Genomic DNA, 20,714 nt, shown 5'->3' with positions numbered 1-20,714 from the left:
CCTCGATATTACGGGTCAGTAGGCGCGGTCGGCGCATGGGCTGCAAGGGGAAATGGCGCCGCGCCACGGTGTCGCCACCCCAATCGGTCCGGGCAGGACATGATGGACTTGTGGCACACAGAGCTGAGGCCCCGCGGACGCACACGTCGTTCGCGGAATCGTTCGCGGGGGCCGACCCTGAGGCCGACGCGCAGCGGCGCGTCGCGCTGCGTCGCATGAAGACGGTGGCGCTGAGCTTTCTGGTCGGCGCCACGGGAATCTTCCTCGCCTGCCGGTGGGCCCAGGCCCACGCCACGGGAAGCTGGGCGGGTAGCTGGGTCGGGTACGTGGGGGCGGCCGCGGAGGCCGGCATGGTGGGTGCGCTCGCCGACTGGTTCGCCGTCACGGCGCTGTTCAAGCACCCGCTAGGGATACCCATCCCGCACACCGCGATCATCAAGCGCAAGAAAGACCAGCTCGGCGAGGGGCTGGGCACCTTCGTCCGGGAAAACTTCCTGTCGCCTCCGGTGGTGGAGACCAAGCTGCGCGACGCCGAGGTGCCGGGCCGCCTCGGCAAGTGGCTGTCGGAGACCGCGCACGCCGAGCGGGTGGCCGCCGAGACGGCGACGGTGCTGCGCGTGCTGGTGGAGCTCTTGCGCGACGACGATGTGCAGCACGTCATCGACCGGATGATCGTGCGCCGCATCGCCGAGCCGCAATGGGGCCCGCCGGTCGGGCGGGTGCTGGCCAGCCTGCTCGCCGAGAACCGTCAGGAGGCCCTGATCCAGTTGCTGGCCGACCGGGCGTTCCAGTGGTCGCTGAACGCGGGGGAGGTCATCCAGCGAGTGGTGGAGCGCGACTCGCCCAGCTGGTCGCCGCGGTTCATCGACCACCTCGTCGGCGACCGGATCCATCGCGAACTGATGGACTTCACCGACAAGGTGCGGCGCAATCCCGATCACGAACTGCGCCGTTCCGCCAACCGCTTCCTGTTCGAGTTCGCCGACGATCTGCAGAACGATCCGGCGACCATCACCCGCGCCGACGAGATCAAAGAGCAGCTGATGGCGCGCGAGGAGATCGCCACCGCCGCCGCAACGGCGTGGAAGACGCTCAAGCGCCTGGTGCTCGAGGGGGTGGACGACCCGTCCAGCGCGCTGCGCACCCGGATCACCGAGACGGTGATCCGGATCGGTGAGTCGCTGCGCGACGACGCCGACCTGCGCGACAAGGTCGACAACTGGCTGGTGCGCGGGGCCCAGCACCTGGTCTCCCAGTACGGGGTGGAGATCACCGCGATCATCACCGAGACGATCGAGCGCTGGGACGCCGGCGAGGCCAGCCGGCGCATCGAGCTGCACGTGGGCCGTGACCTGCAATTCATCCGCATCAACGGCACCGTGGTGGGGTCCCTGGCGGGGCTCATCATCTATGCCGTCGCGCAGCTCCTCTTCTAGGAGTGCTAACAAGTGCTTGCAATTGCAAGCACTTGTTCGTAGTCTGATGGCGTCATGACGGTCCGTCAGTCTCAGGAGCCCGAGATGCCATCCGAGGAGAAGCTCTCCGCCAAGGTGTCGACCGCTGCCTCCGACATGGCGTCGACCGTGGCTTCCGATATCGGCAGTTTCATCCGGGACCTGCGTGAGAACGCCCAGGTCTCGGTGCGGCAACTCGCCGAACGTTCCGGCGTCAGCAACCCATACCTGAGCCAGGTGGAACGCGGATTGCGCAAGCCGTCCGCCGACGTCCTTAACCAGATCGCGAAGGCGTTGCGGGTGTCCGCCGAGGTGCTCTACGTCCGCGCCGGAATTCTGGAGCCCAGCGAGAAGAGTCAGGTGCGCGACGCCATCGTCACCGACACGGCGATCACCGAGCGCCAAAAACAGGTTCTGCTCGACATCTACGCCTCATTCATCCAACAGAACGAATCCGCCCGCGAGGATTGTCCGACGCACGACAGCGACGATTGAGGGGCGTCCGTACGACGCTCCCATTGGCCGCTCCGGCTAGCCGAAAGGAAGGGACCAAACTCCCCTAGCTTCCCGAAGACACACGTAGTAACGCTGGTAATTAACACAATCCATGAAAGGAAACACCATGGCTGAAAACCCCAACATCGATGACTTGCGGGCACCCTTGCTGGCGGCCCTGGGTGCGGCCGACCTGGCCCTGGCCACGGTCAACGACTTGATCGCCAACCTGCGCGAGCGTGCCGAAGACACCCGCACCGACACCCGCAGCCGCGTCGAGGAGAGCCGCGCCCGCCTGACGAAGCTGCAGGAGGACCTCCCCGAGCAGTTCACCGAGCTGCGCGAGCGCTTCACCACCGAGGAGCTGCGCAAGGCGGCCGAGGGCTACCTGGAGGCGGCGACCAACCGGTACAACGAGCTGGTCGAGCGGGGCGAGGCCGCCCTGGAGCGGCTGCGCAGCCAGCCGGCCCTCGAGGACGCGTCGGCGCGCGCCGAAGGCTATGTGGACCAGGCTGTGGAGCTGACGCAGGAGGCGCTCGGCACCGTCGCATCGCAGACCCGCGCCGTGGGTGAGCGTGCGGCCAAGCTGGTCGGCATCGAGTTGCCCAAGAAGGCCGAGGAGCCGAAGCAGGTGGCGGCCAAAAAGGCCCCGGCCAAGAAGGCCCCGGCGAAGAAAGCTCCCGCCAAGAAGGCCTCGGCCAAGAAGGTCACCCAGAAGTAGGGCCAGCCACTTCGGGAGCATCGGCTCGGAGTTGCCGCCACGGCGACTCCGAGTCGACGTTTGGTACGGGGCGCGCATAGGCTTGTGGGCGTGAATCACCTCGTGGCCGACGTGATGTTGGTCTTGCAAATCGCCGTGTTGATGACCGCGGTCTACGCGTTCGTGCACGCGGCGATGCAACGCCCCGACGCCTACACCGCCGCCGAGAAGCTGACAAAGCCGGTGTGGCTAGTGATCCTCGGCGGTGCGGTGGCGCTGACCTCCATCCTGAGCTTCGTTTTCGGGGTGCTCGGCATGGCCATCGCCGCCTGCGCTGCCGGTGTGTACCTGGTCGACGTGCGGCCCAAGCTCCTCGAAATCCAAGGGAAGTCACGCTAGCGGGATGAAAGTCCTGCTGACCGCGCCCGCGGTGGCGCTGGTCGCCCTGCTGGGCCCGCTGCCGGCGGCGGTTTGCGCGCGGGCCGAACCGGGGACCGGCGCGGCGAATGCGTCTCCGGTGTCGCCACCGTTCATCGATCACGCCCAATGGGCGCAGTGGCATGGGCTGCCCAGCCTGCGGGTTTTTCCAACCCCGTCGGGGCGGGCTGCTTCGAGGCAGGCGGGCGCCGCGGCTTCGGGGGCCGACGCGGACGAGGCCTGGTCCGAAGTGCTCAGGCTGGCGCCGGACGCCGACACCCCCGGCATGCGCGCGCAATTCGTCTGCCATTGGCAGTTTGCCGAACTGGCGCTACCGGGCAAGACCAGCTGGAACCTGGAGCCGTGGCGGCCCGTCGTCGACGACGCCGAGATGGTCGCGACGGGCTGCAATCCGGGCGGCCCCGAGGAAGCGTTCTAGTGGCGACCCCACCGGGCCGGTCCGAGGTCGCCGCGCTCGTTGACCACACGCTGCTCAAACCCGAGGCCACCCCGGCCGATGTGGAAGCCCTCGTCGCCGAAGCGGCCGAGCTGGGCGTGTACGCCGTCTGCGTCTCACCGTCGATGGTGCCCGTCGCGGTGCGTTCCGCCGGCGGCGCGGTGCGCGTGGCGACCGTCGCCGGTTTCCCGTCGGGCAAGCATGTGTCGGAGGTCAAGGCGCACGAGGCCGCCCGGGCGGTGGCATGCGGTGCCGGCGAGGTCGACATGGTCATCGACGTGGGCGCCGCCCTGTCCGGCGATGTCGACGCCGTGCGCTCCGACATCGCGGCGGTGCGCGCCGCGATCGAGGGTGCCGTGCTCAAGGTGATCGTGGAGTCGGCGGTGCTGCTGGCGCACGACGGCGACGACACCGGGCGGACGCTGGCGGCGGTGTGCCGCGCCGCCGAGCAGGCCGGCGCCGACTTCGTCAAGACGTCGACGGGGTTTCATCCCGCGGGCGGCGCGTCGGTGCGCGCCGTCGAGGTGATGGCCGGGGCCGTCGGCGGCAGGCTCGGCGTCAAGGCCAGCGGCGGCATCAGGACGGCGGCCGACGCGCTCGCGATGCTGGGCGCCGGCGCCACCCGCCTCGGCCTTTCGGGCACCCGTGCGGTGCTCGACGGGCTGGCTTAGCCCGGGCCTAGACCGTCAGAGGTTCGCGAAGCAAGGGTCGTTGTCGTTGCCGGCGGGAATGCTGGCGTTCTGCGTGGAGAAGTGGCTCGTCACGCCGGAATCGGTCACCTGCACGCTGTCGGCGTGGATGCCCAGCGGGTAGTTCTTGGTCAGGTTCGACGTGAAGTCGTCCAGCGTCGACTGCACCGACTCCTTCGGCATGGTGAATCCGAGCGCGTTGAACGTGACGATCTGCAGCTCCAGCCCGTTGCCGGAAACCACCGGCTTGGCGGTGATGTTGTCGAGCATGCCCTTGAGCTCGATGGTGCCGTCGCTGGGATGGGTGGTCACCGAGTTCGTGACGAACGGACCCAGCACCGGGATCGCGTTCTGCACCGAGTCCTTGATGCCCTCCGTGGACCAGGTGATGGTGGCGTCTAGCGAGCCGATCGTGCCCTTGGAGTTGGACGACGAGCCGATCCGGACGTCCCGGATGTTGAGGGCGAGCTTCATGCCCTTGGCGTCGCGGATGTTGTTCCCGGCCGTTGTCACCGAGATGTTGGTGTAGTGCTTGGTCGCCTGCTGCCACAGCATCAGCGGCGTCACGCCGAACGACGCGGTGGCCTGGTCCTTGACCTCACACGCGACGGCCTGGGCGACCTTGCTGTCGGCAACATGCCGAACGTAAAGCTCGGCGCCGATCAGCCCGGCGATGACGAGCGCGGCGACGATGATGCAGATCAGCATGATGGACAGCGGGTCGCGCAGGAAACGGCGCTTCTTCTTCACCGCGGCCGGCTCCTCGCCGGGGGTCGGCAACTTCTCGGTCGGGCCCGCGGGCGGGATCGGGGGAGGCGGATAGCCGGGGCCCTGCGCGGGCGCGGTGTGGATTCGCTCGGTCTGGCCGGGGGCCAGCGGAGGCGTCTGGGCGGGGCCGCCGGTGTTGATCCGCTCGGTGGGCCGTTCGGTGGGTGGGCGGCCGAAGGGGCCCTGGCTGCCGGGACGAGCCCAGGTCGACGGGCCCTCGTGCGCGGGGCCCTGGGGGCCCTGTGGGTTCGTCACCCGACCGATTGTGCCCTATCGACCTGAGCAAAGTCTGAGTGGTTGCGGAGCACCGCGATGGCTTCCCGGGCCTCGGCCACCAGGCCGATGTCGACGTCGGCCACCACCAGTTGCGGCTCCGGACCGGCCGACGCCACGACTTCGCCGAACGGCGAAACGACCAGGCTGCCGCCCACGCCGGTCGGCGCACCGGAGCTGCTCAATGCCTTTCCGGGGTCGGCCTGGCCGGCGGCGGCGATGAAGCTCATCGAGTCCAGCGCGCGGGCGCGTGCCAGCAGCGTCCACTGGTCGAGTTTGCCGGGCCCCGAACCCCACGATGCGCAGACGGCGATCACCTGGGCGCCGCGCCGCGCCAGCTCGGTGTAGAGACCGGGGAATCGGACGTCGTAGCAAACGGTCAGTCCGACGCGGACGCCGTCGACCGTGATCACCACCGGCTCGCGGCCCGGGGCGACGGTGCGCGACTCGGCGAAACCGAACGCGTCGTAGAGGTGGATCTTGTCGTAGTGGGCATCGGGCTCGTTGGGCGTGGCCGGTCCCGCCGCGATCAGCGTGTTGGTCACGCGCCCGTCGCCCGACGGCGCGAACATGCCGGCGATCACGGTGACGCCCGCGTCGGCGGCGATCCGCCGGACCCCGTCGGCCCACGGCCCGTTGACCGGCTCGGCGATCGGCAGTAGCGGCACGCCGAACCGGCACATGGTCGCCTCGGGGAAAACCACCAGTCGCGCGCCCGCGTCGGCGGCCCGGCCGGCGTACTCGCGCACCAGCTCGAGGTTGGCGGCCGGGTCGGTGCCGCTGAGGATCTGCGCCAACGCGATTCGCATGGCCGCCAGCTTAGGCGCGCCGACGATGCGCGGCGCTAGCCGTTGTTGGCGATCCAGTCGGCGGTGAACTGCTGTTCCCGGCTGACCAGGTCGGCCAGGTGGGTGCCGATCAGCCTCTCAACCTTGCCGCCGATGATCGGGACCCGCACCTGGACGGCGATCTGGAACGCGAGCCGGGCGCCGCCGGAGTCGGTGATCGGCGTCAGCTCGGCCGTGCCCGACACCTTGACCGGGGTGTCGACTATCGAGCCGGCGATCGAGGCCGTGGCGGCGCCGTCGACGACGGGCCCCCAGCTCTCCTGGCGTCGGACGCACAGGTCGCCGCGATGCAACTGCTTGACGAGGGCGTGCAGATTGTGACTGCGCACCACCTGCAGCGTGATCACGTCGACGCTGCCGTCCTCGCCGGACTCGCCGCCGACGCGCATCAGCTCCAGCTTCGCCTCGTCGACGGGGATGTCGTCCAGCCTGGCGCGCCAGTAGTCCTCGTCGAGGAACGCCCGGTGCACCTCTTCGACGCTCTCGGAGTAGTCGGCCGACAAGTCGAATGAACGCGGCATAGCTGGCCAGGCTACCGTTACGGGCCATGAAATCCAGCGGTGCCGGTTCGCTCTTTGCCGGTGCGGAGCTCTGCGAGGCGGCGCCCCTGGCCCCGTTGACGACCCTGCGTATCGGGCCGATCGCCCGCCGCCTGATCACCTGCGCCAGTAGCGAGCAGGTGGTCGCCGTGCTGCGCGAACTGGACGCCGAAGCAACCCGCGCGGCCCGTCCGGTGCTGGTCTTCGCGGGCGGCTCCAACCTGGTGCTCGCCGACACCCTCACCGACCTGACCGCGGTGCGGCTGGCCAACGACCGCATCACCGTCGACGGCAACCTGGTGCGGGCGGAGGCCGGCGCGGTCTGGGACGACGTGGTGGTCGCGGCCATCGAGCGGGGCCTGGGCGGGCTGGAATGCCTGTCGGGCATCCCCGGCTCGGCGGGGGCGACGTCGGTGCAGAACGTGGGCGCCTACGGGGCCGAGGTCTCCGACACCATCACGCGGGTGCGGGTGCTCGACCGGGCGCGCGGCGAGGTGCGCTGGGTGCGCGGCGACGAACTCCGTTTCGGTTACCGCACCAGCGTCTTGAAGCGGGCCGGTCCCGAAGTCCCGTGGGTGGTGCTGGAGGTGGAGTTCGCGCTCGACGGGTCGGGCCGCAGCGCGCCGCTGCGCTACGGCGAACTCACGGCGGCGCTGGGCGTCGCGCCCGGCGGGCGCGCCGACCCCCGGGCAGTCCGGGAAGCCGTGTTGCGGTTGCGCACCCGCAAGGGCATGGTGCTCGATGCGGCCGATCACGACACCTGGAGCGTGGGCTCGTTCTTTACCAACCCCGTCGTGTCGGCGGAGGCCTTCGAGAGCCTGGCCGGCACCGCCGAAGCGCTGCCGGGTCCCGTGCCCCACTACCCGGCGCCGGACGGCGTCAAGCTGGCCGCCGGCTGGCTGGTGGAGCGGGCGGGCTTCGGCAAGGGCTACCCGAATCCCGCGCCGGGCGAACCCGAACCGCGCTGCCGGTTGTCCACGAAACACGCGCTGGCGCTGACCAATCGCGGCGCCGCCGCCACCGCCGACGTGATCGAACTGGCGCGCACCGTGCGGGACGGCGTCCGTGATGTGTTTGCTGTCACATTGGAACCGGAACCCGTCCTGCTCGGCTGCAGCCTGTAGCTCGGATTTTCCGAGATTCGCGCTCAGACCTCGAATCGTCTCGGCGGGATGGATTGCCATCTCCCGGTATCTTTAGATGTCGTGAGTACGTCCAGCGCCCCACCGCCGATGAACCGGCGCATGGCTTTGACGGCTCTGGGTCTGGGTGTGCTGGCCCCCGGCGTGCTGGCCGCCTGCGCGGGCACCGTCACCAAGCATGCCGAAAAGAAGGAGGCGGCGGCGCCGAGCCTGAAGTACCAGCCGGCCGACGCCAGCGAGAACGTGGTGCCGGTCGCGCCGGTCAGCGTCGAGGTGCACGACGGCTGGTTCCAGCACGTCGCGCTCACCAATTCGTCGGGCAAGGCGGTGGCGGGGACGCTCAACCAGGACCGGACCGTGTTCACGACGATCGAGCCGCTGGGCTACGACTCGACCTACACGTGGAGCGGGTCGGCCGTCGGGCACGACGGCAAGGCGATCCCGGTCGCGGGCAAGTTCACCACCGTGTCCCCGAACAAGAAGATCAGCGGGGCCTTCCAGCTGGCGGACGGCCAGACCGTCGGCGTGGCGGCGCCTATCATCATTCAGTTCGACGCGCCGATCAGCGACAAGGCCGCGGTCGAGAAGGCGTTGACGGTCACCACGAACCCGCCGGTCGAGGGCAGCTGGGCCTGGCTGCCGGACGAGCGGCAGGGCGCGCGCGTGCACTACCGCACCCGCGAGTACTACCCCGCGGGCACCACCGTCAACGTCGACGCCAAGCTCTACGGCGTGCCGTTCGGTGACGGCTCGTACGGCGCCGACGACATCTCGCTGAACATCAACATCGGCCGGCGGCAGGTGGTCAAGGCCGAGGTCTCGTCGCACCGCATCCAGGTCGTCACCGACGAGGGCGTGATCATGGACTTCCCGTGCAGCTACGGGGAGGCGGACAAGGCGCGCAACGTCACCCGCAACGGCATCCACGTTGTCACGGAGAAGTACGCCGACTTCTACATGTCCAACCCGGCCGCCGGCTACACCAACGCCCACGAACGGTGGGCGGTGCGGATTTCCAACAACGGGGAGTTCATCCACGCCAACCCCTCGAGCGCCGGGGCGCAGGGCAACAGCAATGTCACCAACGGCTGCATCAACCTGTCGACCAGCGACGCCGAGCAGTACTACCACACGGCCATGTACGGCGACCCCGTCGAGGTGACGGGCAGCAGCATCCAGCTGTCCTACTCCGACGGCGACATCTGGGACTGGGCGGTGGACTGGGACACCTGGGTGGCGATGTCGGCGTTGCCGCCCCCGACGGCGCGCCCGCCGTCGACCCAGATCCCGGTCACCGCGCCGGTCACCCCGTCGACCGCCCCGAGCTTGTCGGGCACCCCCACGACGACCACCACCTCGCCGACGTCGACCTCGCCGTCCCCTAGTTCGGGCCCCGGCGGTTGAACCGGGTCGCGCTGGCCTGATCGCGCGGCCGGATGACGACCAGGTCAAGGTTCACGTGGGGCGGTCGCGACGCCACGAAGCCGATCACCTCGGCCACGTCGGCAGCAACCAGGGGCGTGATGCCGGAATAGACGGCGTCCGCTCGCTGCTCGTCCCCGTCGAAGCGCACCAGTGAAAACTCGGTCTCCACAGCTCCCGGCGCGATTTCGGTGAGCCGCACCGGCTTTCCCAGTAGTTCGCCGCGCAGCGTGCGATGCAGCGCGCCCTGCGCGTGCTTGGCCGCCGTGTAACCGGCGCCGCCGTCGTAAGTCTCAAGCGCCGCAATCGAAGTGATGGTGACGATCAGGCCGTCGCCGGAATCAACGAGCTTGCCCAGCAACGCGCGCGTGACACGCAGGGTGCCCATCACGTTGGTCTCCCACATCCACCGCCAGTGCTCGAGGTTGGCGTCCGCGACGGGTGCCAGCCCCCGCGCGCCGCCGGCGTTGTTGACCAGCACGTCGACCCGGCCCAGTTGGTCGGCCAGCGCGCTCACCGCCGCGTCATTTGTGACGTCGGCCACAATCGCGGTGCCGCCGATCTCGTCGGCCAGTGCGCTGATCCGGTCCGCCCGGCGCGCCACCGCGACCACGTGAAAGCCCTGCGCCGCAAGGGTTTTTGCGGTCGCCGCGCCGATTCCGGAACTGGCGCCCGTGACCACCGCGACCCGCTGAACCTCGTCCGTTCCAGTCATCGGTCCAACTCTAATAAACGTGCTAAATTCGCGGTGTGCTCCACAGCGCCCAGTTCAACAACGCCGCCGCGTGCCTCTGCGCGGCAAGTGAGTGTTGTTGCCGCGCTCTTTGCCGCTCCTGACTCGGATTCAGGCGTGGCCAAGGACCGGCCATTGGAACTGAAGACAAAGGACGCTCGTGCGCACGACTACCCTCGCTCACACCCATTCCCCCAGCCGTAACGGCCTGCGGCGGCAACACCGCTTGATCCTGCCCCCGGCTCTGCACATCCCCGACTCGGCGGCGGCGTCGGTCTTCCGCGCCGTCCGGCTGCGCGGCCCGGTCGGCCGCGACGTCATCGCCGGCGTCACGTCGCTGAGCATCGCGACGGTGAACCGCCAGGTCATCGCCCTGCTCGACGCCGGCCTGCTGCGCGAACGCGCCGACCTCGCCGTGTCCGGTGCCATCGGCCGCCCCCGCGTGCCGGTGGAGATCAACCACGAACCGTTCGTGACGCTCGGAATCCACATCGGCGCGCGAACCACCAGCATCGTGGCCACCGACCTGTTCGGCCGCACGCTGGACACCGTCGAGACCCCGACCCCGCTGAATCCGGCGGACGTGGCGCTCGCGGCGCTGGCCGAGAGCGCCTCGCGGTACCTCCGGCGCTGGCATCGGCGCCGCCCGCTGTGGGTCGGGGTTGCGATCGGTGGCACGGTTGACGGCGTCACCGGCCAGGTCGACCACCCGCGGCTGGGCTGGCGGCAGGCACCGGTCGGGCAGGTGCTGGCCGACGCGTTGGGGCTGCCGGTGTCGGTGGCCTCCCACGTGGACGCCATGGCCGGGGCGGAATTGTTGCTGGGCATGCGGCGGTTCGCCCCCAGCTCACCCACCAGCCTGTACGTGTATGCCCGCGAGACCGTCGGCTACGCGCTGGTGATCGGCGGCCGCGTGCACTGCCCGACGAGCGGCCCCGGCACGATCGCGGGCCTGCCGGCCTACTCCGAACTGCTCGGCGGCACAGGCGAATTGGAGTCGACCGTGAGCGACGAGGCGGTCCTGGCCGCCGCGCGCCGCCTGCGGATCCTGCCGGCCGCTCCCGTCGGCCGCGCCAACGGGCCGGCCGCCGCCATCACCGATCTGCTCCGGGTGGCCCGGGCGGGGAACCAGCAGGCCAAGGATTTGCTGGCCGAGCGGGCGCGGGTGCTCGGCGAGGCCGCCGCGCTGCTGCGCGACATGCTCAACCCGGACGAGCTCGTCGTCGGGGGCCAGGCCTTCACCGAGTACCCGGAAGCGATGGAAGACGTGGAGGCCGCGTTCGTCGCGCGCTCGGTGCTGCCGGCGCGCGACATCCGCGTCACGGTGTTCGGCAACCGGGTGCAGGAGGCCGGGGCCGGGACGGTGTCGCTGGGCGGGCTGTACGCCGATCCGCTCGGCGCGATGCGCCGCGCCGGGGCGCTGAACGCCCGGCTGCGCGAGGTCGCGGCGGACGAGTCGTCCGCCTAGCGCCGACGACCGGACTCCGCGCGTGAGCCCGCCGGATGGGCGTCCTGTAAAGATGAGGTGTGCGGCACGATGAGGTCCTCCGGCGGGCAGACCCGCGCCGGGTAGCGGTGCTTGCGGTGCACACGTCGCCCCTGGCCCAACCGGGCACCGGGGACGCCGGCGGCATGAACGTCTACGTGCTGCAGACCGCGCTGCATCTGGCCCGGCGGGGCATCGAGGTCGAGATCTTCACCCGGGCCACCGCGTCGGCCGACCCCCCGGTGCAGCGGGTGGCGCCGGGCGTGCTGGTGCGCAACGTGGTGGCCGGGCCATTCGAGGGCCTGGACAAGTACGACCTGCCCACCCAATTGTGCGCGTTCGCGGCCGGAGTGCTGCGCGCGGAGGCGTCGCACGAGCCCGGCTATTACGACATCGTGCACTCGCACTACTGGCTGTCCGGGCAGGTCGGTTGGCTGGCCCGCGACCGCTGGGCGGTGCCGCTGGTGCACACCGCCCACACGCTGGCGGCGGTCAAGAACGCGGCGCTGGCGTCCGGTGACGCGCCCGAGCCGCCGTTGCGCACGGTGGGCGAGCAGCAGGTGGTCGACGAGGCCGACCGACTGATCGTCAACACCGAGGACGAGGCGAGGCAATTGGTCTCGATCCATCGCGCCGACCGGGCCCGGATCGACGTGGTCCACCCGGGCGTAGACCTGGCTGTGTTCCGCCCGGGTGACCGCGCGGCGGCGCGGGCCACGCTGGGCATCGCACCCGACGAGGCCGTGGTCGCGTTCGTCGGACGGATCCAGCCGCTCAAGGCGCCCGACATCGTGCTGAGGGCCGTGGCGAAGCTGCCCGGGGTGCGGGTCGTCGTCGCCGGCGGCCCGTCGGGCAGCGGCCTGGCCTCCCCCGGGGGGCTGGTCCGGCTGGCCGACGAACTCGGCATCACCGACCGGGTGACGTTCCTGCCGCCACAATCCCGCCCGGACCTGGCCACCCTGTTCCGGGCCGCGGACCTCGTTGCCGTGCCGAGCTATTCGGAATCGTTCGGCTTGGTGGCCGTCGAAGCGCAGGCGTGCGGCACGCCGGTGGTGGCGGCCGCGGTCGGCGGGCTGCCGGTGGCGGTGCGGGATGGCATCACCGGGACGTTGGTGCCGGGTCACGATGTCGACCGGTGGGCCGCCGCCCTGGACCGGCTGCTGCGGCTCGGGGCGCCCGAGGCCGGTGAGATGCGGCGCGCGGCGGGGGCGCATGCGGCGACGTTCTCCTGGGACAACACCACCGACGCCTTGCTGGCCAGCTATCGCCGCGCGATCGGCGACTTCCCCGGCGAGCGGCAGCGCCGCCTCGGCGTCAAACCGGACCGGGCGGCGATGCGCAAGCCGCGCCGCTGGGTGTCGCGCCGCGGGGTCGGCGCATGACGCGTTCCGCCGAGTTGGTGCAGCGCATCATCGTCGACGCGCTGGACGCCAGCGGCTTGACCTATTCGGACATCGCCGGCGCGCACGGCGGTGCGCCGGGCCTGGTCGTCGAGTTGCCCGGCGAGCGCAAGCTCAAGACCAACACGATCCTGAGCATCGGCGAGCACTCGGTGCGCGTCGAGGCGTTCGTGTGCCGCAAACCCGACGAGAACCACGAGGGCGTCTACCGATTCCTGCTCAAGCGCAACCGGCGGCTCTACGGGGTGGCGTACACGCTCGACAACGTCGGGGACATCTACCTGGTCGGCCGCATGTCGCTGGCGTCGGTGGACGCCGACGAGATCGACCGGGTGCTCGGCCAGGTCCTCGAGGCGGTGGATTCCGACTTCAACACGTTGCTGGAGTTGGGCTTTCGCTCGTCGATCCAGAAAGAGTGGGAGTGGCGGGTGTCGCGCGGTGAGTCGTTGAAGAACCTGCAGGCGTTCGCCCACCTGCGCCCGACGACGATGCAGGCCGCTGAGCGGCCTGAGGAGGAGTCGGGCAGTCTGATCGACGAAGACGACGAATAAGCTAGCCGGCATGGGAGAAACTGCGAGGTTGGTGCTGCTCCGCCACGGCGAGAGCGACTGGAACGCCCTCAACCTGTTCACCGGTTGGGTGGACGTCGGGCTGACCGACAAGGGCCGCGCGGAAGCGGTGCGCAGCGGCGAGCTGCTGGCCGAACAGGGCCTGATGCCCGACGTGCTGTACACCTCGCTGCTGCGACGTGCCATCACCACGGCCCACCTGGCGCTGGACGCCGCCGACCGGCTGTGGATCCCGGTGCGGCGCAGCTGGCGGCTCAACGAACGCCACTACGGCGCGCTGCAGGGCCTCAACAAGGCCGAGACCAAGGAACGCTACGGCGAGGAACAGTTCATGGCCTGGCGGCGCAGTTACGACACGCCGCCACCCCCTATCGAGAAGGGCAGCGAGTTCAGCCAGGACACCGATCCCCGGTACGTCGACATCGGCGGCGGCCCGCTGACCGAGTGCCTGGCGGACGTCGTGGCGCGTTTCCTGCCGTACTACACCGACGTCGTCGTCCCGGATCTGCGGTTCGGGAAGACGGTGCTGATCGTCGCGCACGGCAACTCGCTGCGCGCCCTGGTGAAGCACCTCGACCAGATGTCCGACAACGACGTCGTCGGGCTGAACATCCCCACCGGCATCCCGCTGCGCTACGACCTCGACGCCGAGCTGCGGCCGGTGGTGCCGGGCGGCACCTACCTGGACCCGGAGGCCGCCGCCGCGGGCGCCGCGGCGGTTGCCAGCCAGGGGCGCGCCTGAGCCGGTCGGGCCCGAGACGTGTCCAAAAGACATCTTTGCCAAACTTCGCGTAAACGACAGCGGAACACCTGTAGCGCAGACTGTGACTTGTCCGATTTTGGCCTCGCTCCGCTAGGGCGGTGTTCAGGAAGATTTGTAGGATTTTCCATGTGACTGTGTTCTCGGCGCTGTTGCTGGCCGGGGTCTTGTCGGTGCTGGCGCTGGCCGTAGGTGTTGGGGCCGGCTACCGGCTGTCGGCGCGCTCGCGCCAGTCCAGCCAGCGGGCGCCCAGCCAATGGACCGGGATCACCGTCGCGCAGATGCTGCAGCGCATCGTCGCCCTCATGCCGTTGGGCGTCGCCGTGGTGGATTCGCACCGCGACGTGGTCTACCTCAACGATCGGGCCAAGGAGCTCGGCCTGGTGCGCGACCGGCAGCTCGACGATCAGGCGTGGCAGGCCGCGCATCAGGCGCTGAGCGGCGACGATGTCGAGTTCGACCTGCGACCGACCAAGCGTTCGGGCGGCAGGTCGGGGCTGGCGGTGCACGGGCAGGCCCGGTTGCTCAGCGAGGAGGACCGCCGCTTCGCGGTCGTCTTTGCCCACGACCAGTCCGACTACGCGCGCATGGAGGCCACCCGGCGCGACTTCGTCGCGAACGTCAGCCACGAGCTCAAGACTCCGGTGGGGGCGATGGCCTTGCTCGCCGAGGCGCTCCTGGCGTCGGCGGACGACTCCGAAACTGTGCGCCGGTTCGCCGAGAAGGTGCTCGTCGAAGCCAACAGGCTGGGCGACATGGTCGCCGAGCTGATCGAGCTGTCCCGGCTGCAGGGCGCCGAACAGCTGCCGAACGTCACCGAGGTGGAAGTCGATACCGTTGTCTCCGAAGCGATTTCGCGTCACAAGGTGGCCGCCGACAACGCCGATATCGAGGTCCGCACCGACGCGCCCAGCCGCTTGAAGGTGCTCGGCGACGAGACGCTGCTGGTGACAGCCCTGGCCAACCTGGTCTCCAACGCGATCGCGTATTCGCCGCGCGGCTCGCTGGTGTCGATCAGCCGTCGCCGCCGGGGCGACAACGTCGAGATCGCCGTCACCGACCGCGGCATCGGGATCGCCCTGGAAGACCAGGAGCGCGTCTTCGAGCGCTTCTTCCGCGGGGACAAGGCCCGCTCGCGGGCCACCGGCGGCAGCGGGCTGGGCCTTGCCATCGTCAAACACGTCGCCGCCAACCACAACGGCAGCATCGGGGTGTGGAGCAAGCCGGGGACCGGGTCGACGTTCACGCTGTCGATTCCGGCCTATCAGGACAGCGATGAGGAACCCGAGCAACTGCGCGGCCGCGAGGTGCGGCCCAGCAGGTCCGAAAGAGAGGAAGAGCTAAGTCGATGACCCACGCCTACGACGCTGCAGAACGCCGTGAGGAAAAGGAGTGGCGCCGATGACCAGTGTGTTGATCGTGGAGGACGAGGAGTCGCTCGCCGATCCGCTGGCCTTCCTCCTGCGCAAGGAGGGCTTTGAGGCCACGGTGGTGACCGACGGCCCGGCGGCGCTCGCCGAGTTCGACCGCACCGGCGCCGATATCGTGCTGCTGGATCTGATGCTTCCCGGGATGTCGGGCACCGACGTCTGCAAGCAGCTGCGCGCCCGTTCGGGCGTCCCGGTGATCATGGTGACCGCGCGGGACAGCGAGATCGACAAGGTCGTCGGTCTGGAGCTCGGCGCGGACGACTACGTGACCAAGCCGTATTCGGCGCGAGAGCTGATCGCCCGAATCCGCGCCGTGCTGCGCCGCGGCGGGGACGACGACTCCGAGATCAGCGATGGCGTGCTGGAGTCCGGGCCCGTCCGGATGGACGTCGAGCGCCACGTCGTCTCGGTCAACGGCGACGTGATCACGTTGCCGCTCAAGGAGTTCGATCTGCTCGAATACCTGATGCGCAACAGCGGTCGGGTGCTCACGCGTGGTCAGCTGATCGATCGGGTGTGGGGCGCGGACTACGTCGGTGACACCAAGACGCTCGACGTGCACGTCAAGCGCCTGCGGTCCAAGATCGAGGCCGACCCGGCCAATCCGGTGCACCTGGTGACGGTGCGGGGGTTGGGCTACAAGCTCGAGGGCTAGGGCTAGGGCTAGGGCTAGGGCTAGGGCTAGGGAGGGTGCCGACCAGACCCTGGTTCGGTGCACGAATCTGGCGACGCACCACCATAGTGAGCGCCCACAACGTCATGACCGGCAACGGCTGGCCCCGGGTATTTGTCGCCGGGGCGCGACTTCCTCGAAGAAGTCGACTCCGGCACGGAAAGTGGCGTGGCGTTAGTTTGCAATAACGCGGATCAGCGCGCTGCCTTCGCGGCTTCGCGCCGAGCCTTCTCTTTCACGTGGGTCGAGCAACAGTGCGCCATATCGCAATGGAAGCGGTCACTGCATTCCGGCGAACAATAATTCGCCGCGGCCGGAAGCCACTCCGGGTCGGACAGGTCATGCCGTCGGTCGCTCGGATCGAACGTATGGCCACAATGTAGACAGGTCTTGACCTTGGTGTTGGTCGCCATGCAGGTCAGGGTACGCGCGGTGAACGCAAATCGGTGCGGGTTTCAGTTCGCCACCGATAATCGACTCCCCGCGAAACGAATGGCGTGTGGGTCGAAGCCATTCCCTTGCGCGCCAGCGAATTACTTTTTGCAACTAATTCAGCCGTCGTCGGTTTTCGCTACCGCCTTTGCGGCGCGCGCTCTCGGGGACTCGCCGCGGCAGGCGGAACCGATCCGCCGAGGAGTAATTTGGCCGCCATCGGGGAATTGCCCTGCGGCGCATGATGTCTGGATGTCGCAGACTTACACAAGCGCGCCGCAGCGGTGTCCGCCTGCCGTCCGGTCGCGCGTGTCCGCTGTCGAGCGCCGTCGGTGCTCTCCGCATGCGGATAGGCCGCCCCGGCGCTACGCGCTCCCCGGCAAACGGGCCGGGCCGGGCCGGCACGCCGCAGGAATTAACTCGGCCACCGTGGCGTTCGCCTACCCGTGGCGCACGCGACGAAATGTGTCGATAGATGAGTTGTCCTAATATCTGCCTAGCGGGCATGCGTGATCGGGGGGAACCATGTTGACGCTTCTCAGGCGGGGATGGGTTCCGCTGGTCGTGGTCGTGGCGGTGATCGTCGGCGGTGTCGCGGTGGACCGCCTCAGCAGTGTCTTCCCGGGGCCGGGTGTACCCAAGCCCGATCCGCGGGATGCCACCCCGCCGTACGCGGCCAAGACGGCCATCTACGAGATCGTGGGTCCGCCCGGGACGACCGGAGTCGTCAACTGGATGGATGCGGAGGCGCAACCGCAGAAAGCCAACTTCACCACGCTGCCGTGGTCGCAGACGATAGTCGCCGAGATGCCCGGCATCTTCGCCTACGTCGTGGCCCAGGGTGACAGCCCCTACATAGGCTGCCGCATCACCGTCGACGGCAAACTGGTCGATCAACAACAGGTCGACACCCGTGACGCGCAGGTTTCCTGCTTGGACAAGTCCGCGTGACCGACGACCCGAGCGACACGGACAGGATCCCCGTCGCGCAACGCACCGAAGTCGAACACAAACCGCGGGTGGCCCGCACCATCCGCGTCCTGGCACTGCCGATCGTCGTGTTCTGGCTGCTGATCGCGGTCGGCGTCAATATCTTTGTCCCACAGTTGGAGAAGGTCGCCGAGGACGTCTCGGTGCCGCTCTCGCCGTCCGACGCGCCGTCGGTGACCGGGATGAAGCACATCGGCGAGAAATTCAAGGAGTACGACTCCGACAACCTCGTGCTGGTGACCCTGGTCGGTGACAAGCCGCTCGGCGAGGATGCGCACCGGTATTACGACGATCTGGTCAGGAAGCTGCAGCAGGATACCGGGCACGTCGAGCACGCGTTGAACTTCTGGGGGCAGCGGTTTACGGCCTCGGGTGTCGAGAGTTACGACCACAAGTCCGCCTACGTCCAGGTCAACCTGCGGGGGGACCAAGGCGGCGCCGTCGGTGACAAGTCGGTTGACTCGGTTCGCGAGATCGTCGCGGACTCGAAGCCGCCGCCGGGGGTGAAGGCCTACGTCGCGGGTCAGGGGGCCCTGACCGACGACACGATCGTCGTGGGCAACGCGAGCCTGTTCAAGATGACGATCATCACCATCATCATCATCGCGGTCATGCTGATGTTCGTCTATCGGTCCGTTGGCACGGTGCTGCTGACGATGGTCATCCTGTTCGTCGGGCTGGCCACCGGCCGGGGCGTGGTCGCGCTGCTGGGCGACACCGGCATCATGGGGTTGTCGACCTTTGCCGTCAACCTGCTGACCGCGCTGGCCATCGCCGCGGGTACCGACTACGCGATCTTCATGGTCGGCCGCTACCAGGAGGCCCGCGAACGGGGACTGGACCGCGAAGCCGCCTATTACGACACCTTTGCCGGGGTCAGCAAAGTCGTGCTGGGCTCGGGTCTGACGATCGTCGGGGCGCTGGCTTGTCTGCATTTCACCCGGCTGCCCTATTTCAGTTCGCTGGCGTTTCCGTGCGCGATCGGTCTGCTGGTGGTGGTGGCCGCCGGGGTGACCCTCACACCCGCGCTGATCGCGTTCGCGAGCCGCTTCGGGCTGTTCGACCCGAAGCGAAAGTTCAACTACACCCGATGGCGCCGCCTGGCGACCGCCATCGTGCGGTGGCCGGCACCCATCCTCGCTACCTCCGTCATCCTTGCGATCGTCGGAGCCCTGGGATTGATGGGCTTCAACCCGCGCTACAACGACCTGTACTACCTGCCGAAGAGCGCGTCCTCGGTTCAGGCGTACGACGCGGCCGATCAACACTTCACTCAGGCCCGGCTGAACCCGGACATCCTGATGATTGAATCGGACCACGACCTGCGCAATCCCACCGACATGCTGGTCCTGGACAAGATCGCCGGGGCCATCTTCCGGGTGCCCGGAATCGAACGGGTGCAGAGCATCACCAGGCCCCTCGGGCCGCCCATCCAAGACGGTTCCGTTCCGTTCCAGCTCAGTGTGCAAACCGCGCCGATCCGCGACAACCTGAGCTATCTGAAGGCCCGCGTCGGCGATATCAAGAAGATCACGGGGTTCCTCGACACCCAGATCACCCTGTTGGAGCGCCAGTACGCGGTGACTCAGAAGCTCGCGGACGCCGCGGACGACAGCTCGAAAACCACGGGGGAGACGGCGGCCATCACGGACGAGATCCGCGACCACATCGCGGATTTCGACGACTTCTGGAGACCGATCCGCAGTTACTTCTACTGGGAGAGGCACTGCTACGACATCCCGATCTGCTGGTCGCTGCGCAGCCTGTTCGACGCCCTGGACGGGTTCGATCAACTGGCCGAAAAGTTCCACGCCCTCACCAGCGACCTCAACCACACGGCTGCCGCCACCCGCGAATTGCTGGCGATCATCCCCGAGAACATCGCCGTCAGTAAGGCGATCCGCGACACGACGCTGACCATCTACAGCACCTTCGACAACCTGATCGACCAATTCGATCGGCTGACGGATACCAACGCCGTGATGGGCAAGTCCTTCAACGACTCTCAGATCGAGAGCCTCTTCTACCTGCCGCCCGAGATCTTCGGCAACCCGGACTTCCAGCTGGGGCTGCGGTTGATGGTGTCACCGGACGGTAAGGCCGCTCGCTTTATCATCACCCACGCGGTGGATCCGGCGACGACGCAGGGAATCTCGTCCGTCGACAAGGAGCGCCAGGCGGCCAAGGAGGCGCTGAAACTCACCTCGCTGCAGGACGCCGACATCTACCTCGGCGGCACGGCCGCAACGTTTTACGACATCGCCAACGGCGCCAAGTTCGACCTGATGATCGCCGGGGTGGCCTCGATCGTGCTCATCTTCATCATCATGGTGATCGTCACCCGCGCCCTGGTCGCGGCGGGCGTGATCGTCGGCACGATCGTGATGTCGCTGGGCGCGGCGTTCGGGTTCTCGACACTGATCTGGCAGCACCTCCTGCATTTCCAGCTGCACTGGGTGGCAACAGAATTCGCGTTGATTGTGCTGTTGGCGGTGGGGTCGGACTACAACCTGATGCTGGTGTCCCGAATCGAAGAGGAGATCGGGGCCGGCTTGAAGACGGGACTGATCCGCGGCATGGGCCTGACCGGTCCGGTGGTGACCGCGGCCGGTCTGGTGTTCGCCGTCACGATGGCCACGATGATCACCAGCGATCTGCGGGCGATCGGCCAGTTCGGCACGACGATTGGACTCGGCTTGATGTTCGACACCTTCGTCGTCCGATCGCTCATCACGCCGTCGATCATGACGGTGATGGGGCGCTGGTTCTGGTGGCCGAAGCGGGTGCGGGTCCGCCCGGCCAGCCAGATGCTGCGGTCCGTCGGGCCGCGGCCGCTGGTTCGCGCGTTGCTGTACCAGCCGCGGCACGCGGTTCCGGCCGACTCGCAGACGTAGCGCCGCCGCTCGCGAGGGCGAGCCGCGAAGCGGATTGACCGTGTCGGCGTCCCAGGTGATGCGCTGATCACTGCCGACGTGCATCGCTTCTAGGGCGTCGTCCCCGACGATCGCCCACGCGTAGGCCGTCGAAGACGGGCGGC

The 20,714-nt window shown here is 68.6% G+C and carries 21 protein-coding genes; 16 read left to right on the top strand and 5 right to left on the bottom strand.

The window, feature by feature from the left end; genetic code table 11:
• Positions 1-35 precede the first annotated feature (35 nt).
• From SKC42_RS03535 to deoC, 6 genes are all read left to right on the top strand, one after another.
• A complete protein-coding gene (locus tag SKC42_RS03535) occupies positions 36-1,436 on the top strand; it encodes a DUF445 domain-containing protein (RefSeq protein WP_442931957.1) in 1,401 nt (466 codons plus the stop codon).
• A gap of 84 nt (positions 1,437-1,520) precedes the next feature.
• Entirely contained in the window at positions 1,521-1,949 is a 429-nt protein-coding gene (locus SKC42_RS03530) for a helix-turn-helix domain-containing protein (protein WP_330962986.1), read from the top strand.
• A gap of 127 nt (positions 1,950-2,076) precedes the next feature.
• Positions 2,077-2,670, top strand: a complete 594-nt coding sequence (gene hbhA, locus SKC42_RS03525; RefSeq protein WP_330962910.1) for a heparin-binding hemagglutinin HbhA — start codon at positions 2,077-2,079, stop codon at positions 2,668-2,670.
• 90 nt (positions 2,671-2,760) lie between these two features.
• Positions 2,761-3,048: a DUF2516 family protein gene (locus SKC42_RS03520; RefSeq protein ID WP_330962909.1), complete on the top strand. Its 288-nt coding sequence runs from the start codon at positions 2,761-2,763 to the stop codon at positions 3,046-3,048.
• A gap of 4 nt (positions 3,049-3,052) precedes the next feature.
• A complete protein-coding gene (locus tag SKC42_RS03515; protein WP_330962908.1) occupies positions 3,053-3,505 on the top strand; it encodes a DUF2599 domain-containing protein in 453 nt (150 codons plus the stop codon).
• A complete protein-coding gene (gene deoC, locus SKC42_RS03510; protein WP_330962907.1) occupies positions 3,505-4,194 on the top strand; it encodes a deoxyribose-phosphate aldolase in 690 nt (229 codons plus the stop codon). Before SKC42_RS03515 ends, deoC begins: the two co-directional genes overlap by 1 nt.
• 15 nt (positions 4,195-4,209) lie before the next feature.
• On the opposite strand, the gene SKC42_RS03505 is transcribed toward deoC, so the two are convergent.
• From SKC42_RS03505 to SKC42_RS03495, 3 genes are read right to left on the bottom strand one after another with little or no spacing between them, the layout of a single operon-like run.
• Complete coding sequence (locus SKC42_RS03505) at positions 4,210-5,235, bottom strand: LmeA family phospholipid-binding protein (protein ID WP_330962906.1); 1,026 nt, start codon at positions 5,233-5,235, stop codon at positions 4,210-4,212.
• Positions 5,232-6,062, bottom strand: a complete 831-nt coding sequence (locus SKC42_RS03500; protein WP_330962905.1) for a carbon-nitrogen hydrolase family protein — start codon at positions 6,060-6,062, stop codon at positions 5,232-5,234. Before SKC42_RS03500 ends, SKC42_RS03505 begins: the two co-directional genes overlap by 4 nt.
• A 35-nt stretch (positions 6,063-6,097) precedes the next feature.
• Complete coding sequence (locus tag SKC42_RS03495) at positions 6,098-6,622, bottom strand: DUF2505 domain-containing protein (protein WP_330962904.1); 525 nt, start codon at positions 6,620-6,622, stop codon at positions 6,098-6,100.
• Between the two features lie 26 nt (positions 6,623-6,648).
• Between SKC42_RS03495 and SKC42_RS03490 the strand changes: the two genes are divergently transcribed.
• Both SKC42_RS03490 and SKC42_RS03485 read left to right on the top strand, forming a co-directional pair.
• Entirely contained in the window at positions 6,649-7,764 is a 1,116-nt protein-coding gene (locus SKC42_RS03490) for a UDP-N-acetylmuramate dehydrogenase (protein WP_330962903.1), read from the top strand.
• 48 nt (positions 7,765-7,812) lie between these two features.
• Positions 7,813-9,186 (top strand): L,D-transpeptidase, encoded by a 1,374-nt coding sequence (locus tag SKC42_RS03485; protein WP_330962902.1) that lies wholly within the window; start codon positions 7,813-7,815, stop codon positions 9,184-9,186.
• Here the strand turns inward: SKC42_RS03485 and SKC42_RS03480 are convergent.
• Positions 9,164-9,919, bottom strand: coding sequence for an SDR family oxidoreductase (locus SKC42_RS03480; protein ID WP_330962901.1), 756 nt, complete (start codon positions 9,917-9,919; stop codon positions 9,164-9,166). The genes SKC42_RS03485 and SKC42_RS03480 overlap by 23 nt on opposite strands.
• A gap of 178 nt (positions 9,920-10,097) precedes the next feature.
• Here SKC42_RS03480 and SKC42_RS03475 point away from each other — a divergent pair, with 178 nt between their 5' ends.
• From SKC42_RS03475 to regX, 6 genes are all read left to right on the top strand, one after another.
• Positions 10,098-11,405, top strand: coding sequence for an ROK family protein (locus SKC42_RS03475; protein ID WP_442931955.1), 1,308 nt, complete (start codon positions 10,098-10,100; stop codon positions 11,403-11,405).
• A gap of 59 nt (positions 11,406-11,464) precedes the next feature.
• A complete protein-coding gene (gene mshA, locus SKC42_RS03470; protein WP_330962900.1) occupies positions 11,465-12,805 on the top strand; it encodes a D-inositol-3-phosphate glycosyltransferase in 1,341 nt (446 codons plus the stop codon).
• A complete protein-coding gene (locus SKC42_RS03465; RefSeq protein ID WP_330962899.1) occupies positions 12,802-13,374 on the top strand; it encodes a YbjN domain-containing protein in 573 nt (190 codons plus the stop codon). Before mshA ends, SKC42_RS03465 begins: the two co-directional genes overlap by 4 nt.
• 10 nt (positions 13,375-13,384) lie before the next feature.
• Positions 13,385-14,134 (top strand): phosphoglyceromutase, encoded by a 750-nt coding sequence (locus SKC42_RS03460; protein ID WP_330962898.1) that lies wholly within the window; start codon positions 13,385-13,387, stop codon positions 14,132-14,134.
• A 149-nt stretch (positions 14,135-14,283) separates the two neighbouring features.
• Complete coding sequence (locus SKC42_RS03455) at positions 14,284-15,504, top strand: sensor histidine kinase (RefSeq protein ID WP_330962897.1); 1,221 nt, start codon at positions 14,284-14,286, stop codon at positions 15,502-15,504.
• Between the two features lie 49 nt (positions 15,505-15,553).
• Entirely contained in the window at positions 15,554-16,237 is a 684-nt protein-coding gene (gene regX, locus SKC42_RS03450) for a two-component sensory transduction protein RegX (RefSeq protein WP_085258800.1), read from the top strand.
• Between the two features lie 212 nt (positions 16,238-16,449).
• On the opposite strand, the gene SKC42_RS03445 is transcribed toward regX, so the two are convergent.
• Complete coding sequence (locus SKC42_RS03445; RefSeq protein WP_330962896.1) at positions 16,450-16,668, bottom strand: ferric uptake regulation protein; 219 nt, start codon at positions 16,666-16,668, stop codon at positions 16,450-16,452.
• Positions 16,669-17,215: 547 nt separating this feature from the next.
• Between SKC42_RS03445 and SKC42_RS03440 the strand changes: the two genes are divergently transcribed.
• Both SKC42_RS03440 and SKC42_RS03435 read left to right on the top strand, forming a co-directional pair.
• Positions 17,216-17,638 (top strand): MmpS family transport accessory protein, encoded by a 423-nt coding sequence (locus SKC42_RS03440; protein WP_330962984.1) that lies wholly within the window; start codon positions 17,216-17,218, stop codon positions 17,636-17,638.
• On the top strand, positions 17,635-20,571 hold the full coding sequence (locus SKC42_RS03435) for an MMPL/RND family transporter (protein ID WP_330962895.1): 2,937 nt from the start codon (positions 17,635-17,637) through the stop codon (positions 20,569-20,571). Before SKC42_RS03440 ends, SKC42_RS03435 begins: the two co-directional genes overlap by 4 nt.
• The last annotated feature ends 143 nt before the right edge of the window (positions 20,572-20,714 follow it).

This window comes from Mycobacterium sp. 050134 (assembly GCF_036409085.1).
Classification (GTDB): domain Bacteria; phylum Actinomycetota; class Actinomycetes; order Mycobacteriales; family Mycobacteriaceae; genus Mycobacterium.
This window is presented reverse-complemented; position numbering and strand designations above follow the sequence as displayed.

Coding starts and splice junctions, on each gene's coding strand:
- SKC42_RS03535 (WP_442931957.1), top strand. CDS start 36: ATGGGCTGCAAGGGGAAATGGCGCCGCGCCACGGTGTCGCCACCCCAA.
- SKC42_RS03530 (WP_330962986.1), top strand. CDS start 1,521: ATGCCATCCGAGGAGAAGCTCTCCGCCAAGGTGTCGACCGCTGCCTCC.
- hbhA (WP_330962910.1), top strand. CDS start 2,077: ATGGCTGAAAACCCCAACATCGATGACTTGCGGGCACCCTTGCTGGCG.
- SKC42_RS03515 (WP_330962908.1), top strand. CDS start 3,053: ATGAAAGTCCTGCTGACCGCGCCCGCGGTGGCGCTGGTCGCCCTGCTG.
- SKC42_RS03500 (WP_330962905.1), bottom strand. CDS start 6,062: ATGCGAATCGCGTTGGCGCAGATCCTCAGCGGCACCGACCCGGCCGCC.
- SKC42_RS03495 (WP_330962904.1), bottom strand. CDS start 6,622: ATGCCGCGTTCATTCGACTTGTCGGCCGACTACTCCGAGAGCGTCGAA.
- SKC42_RS03490 (WP_330962903.1), top strand. CDS start 6,649: ATGAAATCCAGCGGTGCCGGTTCGCTCTTTGCCGGTGCGGAGCTCTGC.
- SKC42_RS03485 (WP_330962902.1), top strand. CDS start 7,813: ATGGATTGCCATCTCCCGGTATCTTTAGATGTCGTGAGTACGTCCAGC.
- SKC42_RS03480 (WP_330962901.1), bottom strand. CDS start 9,919: ATGACTGGAACGGACGAGGTTCAGCGGGTCGCGGTGGTCACGGGCGCC.
- SKC42_RS03465 (WP_330962899.1), top strand. CDS start 12,802: ATGACGCGTTCCGCCGAGTTGGTGCAGCGCATCATCGTCGACGCGCTG.
- SKC42_RS03460 (WP_330962898.1), top strand. CDS start 13,385: ATGGGAGAAACTGCGAGGTTGGTGCTGCTCCGCCACGGCGAGAGCGAC.
- regX (WP_085258800.1), top strand. CDS start 15,554: ATGACCAGTGTGTTGATCGTGGAGGACGAGGAGTCGCTCGCCGATCCG.
- SKC42_RS03445 (WP_330962896.1), bottom strand. CDS start 16,668: ATGGCGACCAACACCAAGGTCAAGACCTGTCTACATTGTGGCCATACG.